6 protein-coding genes and 3 rRNA genes are annotated in these 13284 nt (G+C 47.5%); 1 reads left to right on the forward strand and 8 read right to left on the reverse strand.

Annotated elements, in window-relative coordinates:
• Nucleotides 1-24: 24 nt before the first annotated feature.
• The 8 genes from serS to MHB54_RS12595 form a co-directional block, all read right to left on the reverse strand.
• The gene (gene serS / locus MHB54_RS12560; protein WP_025720034.1) at nt 25-1308 is read right to left on the reverse strand and encodes a serine--tRNA ligase; all 1284 of its coding nucleotides are present in this window, start codon (nt 1306-1308) and stop codon (nt 25-27) included.
• Between the two features lie 36 nt (nt 1309-1344).
• Nucleotides 1345-1911: a pyridoxal 5'-phosphate synthase glutaminase subunit PdxT gene (pdxT, locus tag MHB54_RS12565; protein ID WP_053324339.1), complete on the reverse strand. Its 567-nt coding sequence runs from the start codon at nt 1909-1911 to the stop codon at nt 1345-1347.
• Between the two features lie 16 nt (nt 1912-1927).
• Complete coding sequence (gene pdxS / locus MHB54_RS12570; RefSeq protein ID WP_025720037.1) at nt 1928-2809, reverse strand: pyridoxal 5'-phosphate synthase lyase subunit PdxS; 882 nt, start codon at nt 2807-2809, stop codon at nt 1928-1930.
• A gap of 131 nt (nt 2810-2940) precedes the next feature.
• Nucleotides 2941-4329 carry a D-alanyl-D-alanine carboxypeptidase family protein gene (locus MHB54_RS12575; RefSeq protein ID WP_264454311.1) on the reverse strand — a complete coding sequence of 463 codons (1389 nt, stop codon included), beginning with the start codon at nt 4327-4329 and terminating at the stop codon, nt 2941-2943.
• A 328-nt stretch (nt 4330-4657) separates the two neighbouring features.
• Entirely contained in the window at nt 4658-6115 is a 1458-nt protein-coding gene (guaB, locus tag MHB54_RS12580; RefSeq protein WP_013308172.1) for an IMP dehydrogenase, read from the reverse strand.
• Between the two features lie 346 nt (nt 6116-6461).
• Nucleotides 6462-6578 (reverse strand): 5S ribosomal RNA (gene rrf / locus MHB54_RS12585).
• A 151-nt stretch (nt 6579-6729) separates the two neighbouring features.
• A 23S ribosomal RNA gene (locus tag MHB54_RS12590) occupies nt 6730-9655 on the reverse strand.
• 362 nt (nt 9656-10017) lie between these two features.
• Nucleotides 10018-11573, reverse strand: a 16S ribosomal RNA gene (locus tag MHB54_RS12595).
• Together the 16S, 23S and 5S rRNA genes form the textbook arrangement of a ribosomal RNA operon.
• Nucleotides 11574-12182: 609 nt before the next feature.
• Here MHB54_RS12595 and MHB54_RS12600 point away from each other — a divergent pair.
• Nucleotides 12183-13217 carry an alpha/beta hydrolase gene (locus MHB54_RS12600; protein ID WP_071559521.1) on the forward strand — a complete coding sequence of 345 codons (1035 nt, stop codon included), beginning with the start codon at nt 12183-12185 and terminating at the stop codon, nt 13215-13217.
• The last annotated feature ends 67 nt before the right edge of the window (nt 13218-13284 follow it).

The raw sequence follows: 13284 nt of genomic DNA on the forward strand, positions 1-13284 counted from the left end.
ACAGGATTTCTAAGAATGCAACACTTACTGCTTAGGAGCAATAACCTCTATGCCTCGCATGTATGAACGCAGGACTTCTGGGATCACGATGCTTCCATCCTCTTGCTGATAGTTCTCCAAAATAGCAGCCACAGTCCGCCCTACAGCCAATCCTGAACCGTTCAGCGTATGTACAAATTCAGGCTTTGCCTTCGAATCTGGACGGAAACGGATGTTTGCACGACGCGCTTGGAAGTCTTCTGTGTTTGAACAAGAAGAAATCTCGCGGTACATGCCACTCTCAGGCAACCATACTTCCAGATCGTAAGTTTTGGCAGACGTAAAACCCATATCTCCAGTGCAAAGTGCCAGCACACGATATGGAAGTCCGAGCAGCTGTAAAACACGCTCAGCATTATTCGTCATTTTCTCCAATTCCTCATAGGAGGTATCCGGGTGAACCAGCTTAAGCATCTCTACCTTATTGAACTGATGCTGACGGATCAGGCCACGTGTATCACGTCCTGCTGATCCTGCCTCTGAGCGAAAGCAAGAGCTGTATGCCACATAATATTTCGGAAGCTGCTCCGCATTCATAATCTCTTCACGATGGTAGTTCGTTACCGGAACTTCAGCCGTAGGAATGAGATAATACTCAGTATCACGCAGCTTGAACAAATCTTCTTCAAACTTCGGAAGTTGACCCGTTCCGTACAAGCTGTCCCGATTTACGATGTATGGAGGAAGCATTTCTTCATAACCATGCTCACTGCTGTGCAGATCCATCATAAAGTTAATCAGCGCACGCTCTAATCTTGCTCCCAGTCCTTTGTAGAACGTAAAACGAGAACCCGTTACCTTGGCTGCTGCCTCAAAATCAAGAATATCTAGATCCTGAGCCAATTCCCAATGCGCTTTAGGTGTAAAAGAAAACTCGCGTGGCTCCGACCAGCGACGGATTTCTACATTATCCTCTTCCGATGCACCTACAGGTACTGTTTCATTAGGAATATTCGGAATAGACATCACCAGTTCGTCGATCTGTACTTCCAGTTCGCGTACTTGCTCATCTAATTCTTTAATACGATCGGAGACTTGACGCATTTCTGCAATCAGATCATCCGCATTTTCCTTATTCTTCTTCAATTTGGCTACTTCACCGGATACCACGTTCCGACGATTTTTGAGTCCTTCGCTTTCTTGAAGTAACTCACGACGGCTTACATCCAGATCTGTAAAACCATTAATCAGATCCAGAGATTTCCCCCTGTTCTGCAAAGCTTTCTCAACCCGACCAAGCTCATTACGTAAAATCTTTATATCTAACACAGGTAATCCCTCCTACACTACAAACCTGACTTTCCCCTATTCGCGGACCATATCCACAAAATACTGATGTAACCGGTAATCGTCTGTTAACTCCGGATGGAAGGATGAAGCCAGCAAATGACCCTGACGGGCTGCCACGATCTCGCCGTTATACTCAGACAGCACATCTACTCCCGTTCCAACAGACTGTATTAATGGCGCGCGTATAAATACAGCACGAACCGGTTCCTCAATCCCTTTAATGTTCAAGTCTGTTTCAAAGCTTTCTCTTTGGCGACCAAATGCATTACGCGATACTGTAATATCCATGAGTCCCAAATGTGCTTCTTCCTGTCCTTGAATCGTTTTAGCCAGTACAATCAATCCCGCGCAAGTACCAAATACAGGCTTGCCTTGATTGGAAAACTGACGTACAGCCTCTATAAAATTATACTTGCGCATTAGCTTACCGATAGTGGTACTTTCACCACCGGGAATGATAAGACCGGACAGCTCATCGAGCTGTTCGATCTTCTTCACCGCTATACCTTCCGCACCCGCACGTTCAACGCTTCGTATATGTTCAGCTACAGCGCCTTGCAGCGACAATACACCTATTTTCATGCCGGTCCCTTCTTTCTTACCAACCACGATCCTGCATGCGCTCATGCGGTGCCAGTTTGGAAATTTCAATGCCTTTCATAGGAGTTCCCAAATTCTTGGAGACTTCTGCGATTAGCTTGTAATCCGTATAATGAGTGGTCGCTTCCACGATTGCACGTGCAAACTTCTCAGGGCTATCCGATTTGAAAATACCAGAACCTACAAAGACGCCATCAGCGCCTAAATGCATCATTAACGCGGCATCGGCAGGTGTCGCTACACCACCCGCTGCAAAGTTGACCACAGGCAGCTTGCCAAGCTCATGCACTTCCAACAGCAGTTCATAAGCAACTCCGAGGTTTTTCGCTTCTGCATACAGCTCGTCCTTCGACAAGTTTTGCACCTTGCGAATTTGACCATTGATAAAACGCATATGCCGAACGGCCTCAACAATATTCCCAGTTCCCGGTTCGCCCTTCGTACGGATCATAGATGCACCCTCACCAATACGACGCAGCGCTTCTCCCAGATCCTTGGCTCCGCAAACAAATGGAACGGTGAACTCCCGCTTATCAATATGGAAAACTTCATCCGCAGGTGTCAGCACTTCGCTCTCATCGAGATAGTCAACACCGAGAGATTCCAGTACCTTTGCCTCTACAAAGTGACCGATGCGAGCCTTAGCCATAACAGGAATAGAAACAACCTTCATAACTTCTTCCACAATCGTTGGGTCAGCCATACGAGCGACCCCACCAGCTGCACGGATATCCGAAGGCACCCGTTCAAGAGCCATTACAGCTGTAGCTCCTGCTGCCTCTGCAATTTTAGCCTGCTCAGCGTTCATGACATCCATGATTACGCCGCCTTTTTGCATCTCTGCCATACCTCTTTTTACACGCGAAGTTCCCGTTTCCATATCGTTGCCTCCTGTAAGGGTTACGTTTAGATTCTAACTTAATATTTTACCGCACGAATGCCAAATACACAATCATTTCAAGCTGCAAAATAAGTAATGAAAAACAAGATAGGTCGCTTAGCTTTGCTTTTTTAGAAGAGGTTCTTAATTCCTTGGAACAGATCTCCGAAGAAATCACCGATTGCCCGGAAAAGCATTCGGAACCAGCCGCCCTCTTCTACTGCCGTCGTAGTAACCAGATCTACGGTTTTCGTCTGCCCTTTATCCACACCGTCTGTCTTGTAAGTGTACGTAATTGTTCCGACTTTGGCCCCTTGCTTCAAAGGTGCCACCAGAGAGCTTGCTGGTGTAATGTTCGTTGTAAAGGTTACCTTAGGATTGCTCGCACCCTTAGGTACAATAAAGCTTACTGCATCCTTGGTGACGATCGGTACTTCGGTTTCCGTACCTTTGGTCACTGGCACATTCTCAACACCCTTAACCACCGTCTTTGGAGCAATAACCTGCTTCACTTCAAAATTATCAAAACCATAGTTCAGTACTTTAGCTGTCTCTGTAAAACGGTGTGCATCTGAATCAGCTCCCATAACTACACTGATGAGACGCACTCCGTTGCGTTCAGCGGTTCCTGTAAAACAGTTGCCAGCATTAGCCGTATGGCCTGTTTTCATCCCGTCTAAACCTGGGTAAGCAAACTTTCTAAAGTTAGTAATATTTTTGTTTGCTTCTAGCATCCAGTTATAGTTAATAATCGGCGCCTTGTCAGTAGGACGGAATTTGTAAGATTGAATTGTCGTGAATCGTGTGTAATCCGGATGATCTTTAATGATGTAACCAGCCAGAGTAGCTGCATCTCTCGCTGTCATCACAGTTTCCCGGTCTGTATCCGGCTGGAAGCCTTTCGGCATATCACCACGGTCCAAACCAGTCGAGTTGATAAAATACGTATTTTTCATGCCCATTTTCTGAGCTGTTTCATTCATTAGTTTTACAAAGTCCTGCTCAGTTCCGGATACGCGTTCAGCAAGGGCTACTGTTGCATCATTAGCAGAACCTACCGCCATTGCAATATAAAGCTCTTCTACCGTATGTTGATCCCCTTGAGCCAAAAAAATACGTGATCCAATGCTCTTAGAAGCATTCTCGTTAACCGTAACCTTATCCGTCCACTTGAGTTTACCTTGCTTAACCTGTTCAGCCACGATGTACTCTGTCATCATTTTAGTCATACTTGCTGGTGGAAGTGGCTCATCTGGATTCATAGACAGCAATACTTGCCCCGTGGAAGGCTCGATCAAAATGGCAGAACGTAGTGCCAGACTAGGGGGGTTAATAGAACCTGTCCCCGTAATATTGGTTGCCTGTGTTGCCGCTCCAGCTGCAAAAGTAGCCACGCTAGAATCGAAATTGCCTACAACAGGCAATGCCGACATATACATCATATTAAGCACCATGACTGCAGTCACACTCTTTTTAATCATGCTGCGTTTTGTATTTTGCTTTAAATTGTTCGCTTTCAAATGAATACAAACTCCTCTCGTACCTCAACCCGATCCGCTATGTATAACGAGACGGTGGTTACAGCCTCTACTTGGCCAATGTAGTTAATGTTTTAACGTTATAAAATCCAGTTTTATTTCGTTTTCTTAGTTGTATCCTGTCATGAGCATTTCCTGCTCGAATCTTCTTCACTGGTAGGAATCGTCCAAAAGACCTACGTGCCCTAATTCATCACTAATTTCGTCATAAAGGCGGACACTTGTCTATTCTATCACAGGGGTATCTCTAAAAAAAGACAGGCAGAGCGAAATACGCTCTGCCTGTCGTCAAGTCTACTACAGCCGAACTTTATAGAGAGTAGTTTGGTGCTTCTTTCGTAATTTGCACATCATGCGGATGACTCTCACGCAGACCAGCACCTGTAATACGGATAAAGCTTGTATCGTTACGAAGCTCCTCAATATTAGCTGTACCGCAATAACCCATACCAGAACGAAGACCGCCCAACAGCTGATGAACAGTGTCGGAAAGTGGTCCTTTATAAGCAACGCGTCCTTCTATGCCTTCCGGTACCAATTTCTTGTCGTCATCTTGGAAATAACGATCTTTACTACCTTGCTTCATCGCAGCCATAGATCCCATGCCACGATATACTTTGAAGCGGCGTCCTTGATAAATTTCAGATTCGCCTGGGCTTTCTTCCGTACCTGCAAAAAGACTTCCCAACATTACCGCAGAAGCTCCTGCCGCAATAGCCTTTGTAATTTCACCGGAGTATTTAATACCGCCGTCTGCAATAATCGGAATATTATATTCACGTGCTACTGTTGCACAATCATAAATTGCTGTTACTTGTGGAACACCAATCCCTGCGATTACGCGTGTTGTACAGATGGAGCCTGGACCAATACCGACTTTTACGACCGATGCTCCAGCTTCAATCAATTCGCGCGTTCCGTCACCAGTAGCTACATTACCTGCTACAATCGTCAGATCAGGATAAGCTTCACGCAGCTTGCGGACTGCTTCAATAATGTTAATATGATGCCCGTGAGCAGAGTCCACAACAATCATATCCACACCAGCTTTTACAAGTGCTTCAGTCCGATCAAATGTATCTTTGGAAATGCCGACAGCCGCACCGACCAGAAGACGGCCTTGTGCATCTTTCGCTGCGTTCGGAAATTGAATAGCTTTCTCAATATCTTTAATGGTGATAAGGCCTTTGAGATAATTTTCATCATCGACCAAAGGGAGCTTTTCAATTTTATGCTTTTGCAAAATGACTTCCGCTTCCTGTAAAGTCGTACCTACAGGTGCAGTTACCAGTTCTTCCTTCGTCATGACTTCACTGATTTTAAGGTTAAAATCGTGAATAAAGCGAAGATCGCGGTTAGTAATAATACCCACCAGTTTGTTTTCTTCGTTTACAACAGGTACACCAGAAATACGGTATTTACCCATAACTGCTTCAGCATCGGATACCAAATGATCCGGAGTCAATGAGAATGGATTGGTGATAACACCGCTCTCCGAACGTTTAACCCGATCCACCTCTACCGCTTGCTGTTCAATCGACATATTTTTATGAATAATACCGATACCGCCCTCACGAGCCATCGCGATTGCCAACACTGCCTCAGTAACAGTATCCATACCAGCACTCATCAAAGGAATATTCAGCTTTACGTTATCACTCAAACGAGTCGCCACGCTTACTTCTTTGGGCAGAACCACCGACTTGCGAGGTACCAGCAAAACATCGTCAAAGGTAAGGCCTTCCTTACCGAATTTATCTTCCCACACCAAGATGATCCTCCTTCAAATTGTTTAGTCTGTATTGGTCTTGTTGTCTGTCCGACATGGACAAATCAAGGCTCTCTGAAAATATATTATTGCAATCTTAGCAAAGCGGTATAGGGGTGTCAAGCCTTCATCAATAGCCCTAACCTTTAGTATTTCCCTGTACAAACAACTGTACTCCTACGAAGGACAACCTTTAAAAATAAGCGTTTCCAAAGGTAATAACTATTTACAAGAGCATATCTCCTCTTTGAATGCGCAGCATAGAAGCAATTATATAAGTGGTTTGTACCGCAATATACCAAAGAGGACCATAATCTCAATGAGATCATGGTCCTCTTTACTTGTTGCTTGGCGACGTCCTACTCTCCCAGGACCCTGCGGTCCAAGTACCATCGGCGCTGGAGGGCTTAACGGTCGTGTTCGGGATGGGTACGTGTGGAACCCCTCCGCTATCGCCACCAAACATGAATTCACATCGTAAATTCTACCGTATGGTTATTCGGTTCATCACTTATCGTGTGAATGAATAGCCATGCGCTTATTGTATGTCACTTGTACATACTTTCAAGGTTACACCCTGAAAACTGGATCCGAAACTCATTGCGTTTTATTTTTAGGATAAGCCCTCGACCGATTAGTATTGGTCAGCTCCATGCATTACTGCACTTCCACCCCCAACCTATCTACCTCGTCGTCTTCAAGGGGTCTTACTAATTGGGAAATCTCATCTTGAGGGGGGCTTCACGCTTAGATGCTTTCAGCGCTTATCCCTTCCGTACATAGCTACCCAGCGGTGCTCCTGGCGGAACAACTGGTACACCAGCGGTACGTCCATCCCGGTCCTCTCGTACTAAGGACAGCTCCTCTCAAATTTCCTACGCCCACGACAGATAGGGACCGAACTGTCTCACGACGTTCTGAACCCAGCTCGCGTACCGCTTTAATGGGCGAACAGCCCAACCCTTGGGACCTACTTCAGCCCCAGGATGCGATGAGCCGACATCGAGGTGCCAAACCTCCCCGTCGATGTGGACTCTTGGGGGAGATAAGCCTGTTATCCCCAGGGTAGCTTTTATCCGTTGAGCGATGGCCCTTCCATGCGGTACCACCGGATCACTAAGCCCGACTTTCGTCCCTGCTCGACTTGTAGGTCTCGCAGTCAAGCTCCCTTCTGCCTTTGCACTCTTCGAATGATTTCCAACCATTCTGAGGGAACCTTGGGGCGCCTCCGTTACTCTTTAGGAGGCGACCGCCCCAGTCAAACTGCCCACCTGACACTGTCCTCGCACCGGATCACGGTACCAAGTTAGAACCTAGATACGATCAGGGTGGTATCCCAAGGATGCCTCCTCTCAAGCTGGCGCTCAAGATTCAACGGCTCCCACCTATCCTGTACAGATCGTACCCAAATTCAATATCAAGCTGCAGTAAAGCTCCATGGGGTCTTTCCGTCTTGTCGCGGGTAACCTGCATCTTCACAGGTATTAAAATTTCACCGGATCTCTCGTTGAGACAGCGCCCAAGTCGTTACGCCATTCGTGCGGGTCAGAATTTACCTGACAAGGAATTTCGCTACCTTAGGACCGTTATAGTTACGGCCGCCGTTTACTGGGGCTTCGGTTCATAGCTTCGCCCGAAGGCTTACCACTCCCCTTAACCTTCCAGCACCGGGCAGGCGTCAGCCCGTATACTTCGCCTTGCGGCTTCGCACAGACCTGTGTTTTTGCTAAACAGTCGCTTGGGCCTTTTCACTGCGGCCCCCTCGGGCTATTCACCCTACCGAGGCACCCCTTCTCCCGAAGTTACGGGGTCATTTTGCCGAGTTCCTTAACGAGAGTTCTTCCGCGCGCCTTAGAATTCTCTTCTCGCCTACCTGTGTCGGTTTGCGGTACGGGCACCTTCTCCTGGCTAGAGGCTTTTCTTGGCAGTCTGAGATCATGACCTTCGCTACTATAATTTTCGCTCCCCATCACAGCCCAGCCTTAACGATGTGCGGATTTGCCTACACACCAGCCTCACTGCTTAGACGGACATCCATCAGTCCGCGTCACTACCCTACTGCGTCACCCCATTGCTCATAACGGATTACGGTGGTACAGGAATTTCGACCTGTTGTCCTTCGACTACGCCTATCGGCCTCGCCTTAGGTCCCGACTTACCCTGAGCGGACGAACCTTCCTCAGGAACCCTTAGGCTTTCGGCGGATCTGATTCTCACAGATCTTTTCGTTACTCATACCGGCATTCTCACTTGAATGCAGTCCAGCGCTCCTTACGGTACACCTTCAACCCGCATTCAACGCTCCCCTACCCCTGATGCAAGCATCAAGCCATAGCTTCGGTGGTGTGTTTAGCCCCGTTACATTTTCGGCGCAGAGTCACTCGACCAGTGAGCTATTACGCACTCTTTCAATGGTGGCTGCTTCTAAGCCAACATCCTGGTTGTCTGTGCAACTCCACATCCTTTCCCACTTAACACACACTTGGGGACCTTAGCTGATGGTCTGGGCTGTTTCCCTTTCGACAATGGATCTTAGCACTCACTGTCTGACTCCCGGAACTAAATCTATGGCATTCGGAGTTTGACTGAGCTTGGTAACCCTTGCGGGCCCCGCACCCAATCAGTGCTCTACCTCCACGATTCTTTTTTCCGAGGCTAGCCCTAAAGCTATTTCGGGGAGAACCAGCTATCTCCGGGTTCGATTGGAATTTCTCCGCTACCCCCACCTCATCCCCGCATTTTTCAACATGCGTGGGTTCGGGCCTCCAGTGCGTGTTACCGCACCTTCACCCTGGACAGGGGTAGATCACCCGGTTTCGGGTCTACGTCCACGTACTCATTCGCCCTATTCAGACTCGCTTTCGCTGCGGCTTCAGCTCTTCACCTTAACCTTGCACGGGAACGTAACTCGCCGGTTCATTCTACAAAAGGCACGCCATCACCCATAGATCGGGCTCTGACTTCTTGTAAGCACACGGTTTCAGGATCTATTTCACTCCCCTTCCGGGGTGCTTTTCACCTTTCCCTCACGGTACTGCTTCACTATCGGTCGCCAGGGAGTATTTAGCCTTGGCAGATGGTCCTGCCGGATTCATACGGGGTTTCACGTGCCCCGCACTACTCGGGATCCGTCTCGGAGAGAACAAGTTTTGAACTACAGGGCTTTTACCTTCTCTGGCGGGCCTTTCCAGACCTCTTCATCTAACCGGTTCCTTTGTAACTCCATGTGAGACGTCCCACAACCCCAAGGAGCAAGCTCCTTGGTTTGGGCTAATCCGCGTTCGCTCGCCGCTACTGACGGAATCACTATTGTTTTCTCTTCCTCAGGGTACTTAGATGTTTCAGTTCCCCTGGTCTGCCTCTATTCTGCCTATGTATTCAGCAGAAAGTGACTGTCGATGAAGACAGCCGGGTTTCCCCATTCGGACATCCCCGGATCAAAGCTTGCTTACAGCTCCCCGAGGCCTTATCGTTGTTCGCCACGTCCTTCGTCGGCTCCTGGCGCCTAGGCATCCTCCGTGTGCTCTTTGTAGCTTAACCTAGACTTTTCTTTCAAAGAAAGAAAATGTCGATGTTCGATAAAGAATGATTTTTGCCAAAGGCAAAAGATCTTTCCTTACCTGCTACCTTTATTTCACTTGTTTACACAAGATCAGCTTAAAGGAATATTCTAAAACGCAATTTCGTTTCGGTATCCAGTTTTCAAGGTGCAATTCGCTTCATTGAAGCGAAACCCGATGAATATTTCGGTTCCACACAGATGTGTGAATGAAACATTCGTCGAAGCTTGAGAGTTTGAGCTCTCAAAACTGAGCAACGAGTGAGTAACAGGCCTAAACCTGAGTTTTGAAGCTTACGCTTCATATTTGAATGTTTCCGTTGCAGGAAACGATTCTCCATAGAAAGGAGGTGATCCAGCCGCACCTTCCGATACGGCTACCTTGTTACGACTTCACCCCAATCATCTACCCCACCTTCGGCGGCTGGCTCCCTTGCGGGTTACCCCACCGACTTCGGGTGTTGTAAACTCTCGTGGTGTGACGGGCGGTGTGTACAAGACCCGGGAACGTATTCACCGCGGCATGCTGATCCGCGATTACTAGCAATTCCGACTTCATGTAGGCGAGTTGCAGCCTACAATCCGAACTGAGACCGGCTTTTCTAGGATTGGCTCCACCTCGCGATTTCGCTTCCCGTTGTACCGGCCATTGTAGTACGTGTGTAGCCCAGGTCATAAGGGGCATGATGATTTGACGTCATCCCCACCTTCCTCCGGTTTGTCACCGGCAGTCTGCTTAGAGTGCCCAGCTTGACCTGCTGGCAACTAAGCATAAGGGTTGCGCTCGTTGCGGGACTTAACCCAACATCTCACGACACGAGCTGACGACAACCATGCACCACCTGTCTCCTCTGTCCCGAAGGAAAGGCCTATCTCTAGACCGGTCAGAGGGATGTCAAGACCTGGTAAGGTTCTTCGCGTTGCTTCGAATTAAACCACATACTCCACTGCTTGTGCGGGTCCCCGTCAATTCCTTTGAGTTTCAGTCTTGCGACCGTACTCCCCAGGCGGAATGCTTAATGTGTTAACTTCGGCACCAAGGGTATCGAAACCCCTAACACCTAGCATTCATCGTTTACGGCGTGGACTACCAGGGTATCTAATCCTGTTTGCTCCCCACGCTTTCGCGCCTCAGCGTCAGTTACAGCCCAGAGAGTCGCCTTCGCCACTGGTGTTCCTCCACATATCTACGCATTTCACCGCTACACGTGGAATTCCACTCTCCTCTTCTGCACTCAAGCTCCCCAGTTTCCAGTGCGACCCGAAGTTGAGCCTCGGGATTAAACACCAGACTTAAAGAGCCGCCTGCGCGCGCTTTACGCCCAATAATTCCGGACAACGCTTGCCCCCTACGTATTACCGCGGCTGCTGGCACGTAGTTAGCCGGGGCTTTCTTCTCAGGTACCGTCACTCTTGTAGCAGTTACTCTACAAGACGTTCTTCCCTGGCAACAGAGCTTTACGATCCGAAAACCTTCATCACTCACGCGGCGTTGCTCCGTCAGGCTTTCGCCCATTGCGGAAGATTCCCTACTGCTGCCTCCCGTAGGAGTCTGGGCCGTGTCTCAGTCCCAGTGTGGCCGATCACCCTCTCAGGTCGGCTACGCATCGTCGCCTTGGTAGGCCTTTACCCCACCAACTAGCTAATGCGCCGCAGGCCCATCCACAAGTGACAGATTGCTCCGTCTTTCCTCCTTCTCCCATGCAGGAAAAGGATGTATCGGGTATTAGCTACCGTTTCCGGTAGTTATCCCTGTCTTGTGGGCAGGTTGCCTACGTGTTACTCACCCGTCCGCCGCTAGGTTGTTTAGAAGCAAGCTTCTAAACAACCCCGCTCGACTTGCATGTATTAGGCACGCCGCCAGCGTTCGTCCTGAGCCAGGATCAAACTCTCCATTAAAGACCAACCGAAGCTGGTTTATAGAAAGAGCGATAAGCTCATTTTGAAACTGACGAGATAAAAATATCTCTTGTTTGATTTTGCGAACAAAATCGTTTTACTCACTCGTTGTTCAGTTTTCAAAGATCAAACATTCTTTTTTGGTCGATTCAGTTTATCACTTCATCAACTCTTATATCATATCATCTCCGAACCAACTTTGCAAGCACTTTTTTAAATCTTTTTTTGTAACACTCGTTCGCAATATTGTATTTCTTGGCCGGAATTAGAGTATACCACTCCGCATATTTAAATGCAACCGTTTTTTAATAAATTGTTTTTACTATCATTATTGTTGTAATGACATCCTGTGTACTCTGTACTTTTGCTAAATGGACTTAGTTATCTGCATCCAAGAACGACGTGAGATCCATTCAATGATCTCGAATACGCGTGTTGCTCATTACAACTCAAGTGCATATTCTGCTTTTTCTTTAATATTGATGATTTGACAAAGAAAGGATGGGTAAAAAAGATAAGGAGCTAGCAACAAACCATGCGATAGCAGCTTTGTTTCACGCAACTTTAGGTAATGATTAATTATAACTGTATAGAGGAGTAGATTTACTAATGAAGCAACGAAGGCGAACATGGACGAGAATTGTGTTTCTTATCATCTCTTGCTTACTGCTTTTCGTGATCTCAGGATTTGTGTATGAGTGGATTGCATCCAAAAAGGATAAATCACAATACCCACCTCCGGGGGAATTGGTCGATGCCGGGGGTTATCGACTCCATATTCGTAAACTCGGTAACGGCTCTCCAACAATATTGCTTGAATCAGGGAGCGGGGAAAGTAGCCTGTCATGGAGAGATATTCCCGAAAAACTGTCATCATTCGCCACTGTTGTATCCTATGACCGGGCAGGCTATGCCTGGAGCGAGGAGGCTGCTACTCCACGAACCGGGGAAAACATCGTTCGAGAGCTTCATGTCGCCTTAAAAAACGCAGACATCCAAGCTCCTTATATTCTGGTAGGCCATTCCCTTGGAGGGATGTACTCAAGACTGTACGCGCAGACATACAAAGACGAAGTGGCAGGATTGGTTCTGGTGGATGCCAGGCCTGAAAATGACGCTCGCCGGACAAATGAGATCTATGCCAAGGAACGGCCTAAAGTCAATCCCTCCCCGTTAATATCCATTCTCCTAGAAAAGTCAGGGGCTTTTCGCCTGTTCCCCAATTTAATGCTAACGGGTCGGGTCGAATATCAAGATAGAAAATCTTTTGTGAATATTGTCGCTTCCTCTAAATACTTTCGATCTGTTGCGGAGGAGGGTGATCTAGCAAGCACTACCGAAGATGCCATACGGGGACAGCATCTGGGTAATCTCCCTGTACGTGTAATTGCCCGGGGCATTCAACAAGATTTGACTCAGTTCGGTATTAGTAAACGCGGAAATGATCAGATCGAACAAAGCTGGCAAATGGGACAGCGCGAGATGCTTAACATCTCTACAAACAGCAAATTTATTGTTGCCAAGAAGAGCGAGCATATGATCATCCATGATCAACCGGAGCTTGTCATCCAAGTCATCCGTGAACTCATCACCGACACAAGACACTTTCAGTCAACCATGTCTAAAGCATACACAGATGATTAGGGACTTTATATGTTAAACAGCATAAAAAAATAAAAGACGCCCGAGTTCCTTCTATATAAAGGAATTC

The sequence above is a fragment of the Paenibacillus sp. FSL M7-0802 genome (assembly GCF_038004945.1).
GTDB classification, from domain to species: domain Bacteria; phylum Bacillota; class Bacilli; order Paenibacillales; family Paenibacillaceae; genus Paenibacillus; species Paenibacillus polymyxa_B.

Coding starts and splice junctions, on each gene's coding strand:
- MHB54_RS12600 (WP_071559521.1), top strand. CDS start 12,183: ATGAAGCAACGAAGGCGAACATGGACGAGAATTGTGTTTCTTATCATC.
- pdxS (WP_025720037.1), bottom strand. CDS start 2,809: ATGGAAACGGGAACTTCGCGTGTAAAAAGAGGTATGGCAGAGATGCAA.
- pdxT (WP_053324339.1), bottom strand. CDS start 1,911: ATGAAAATAGGTGTATTGTCGCTGCAAGGCGCTGTAGCTGAACATATA.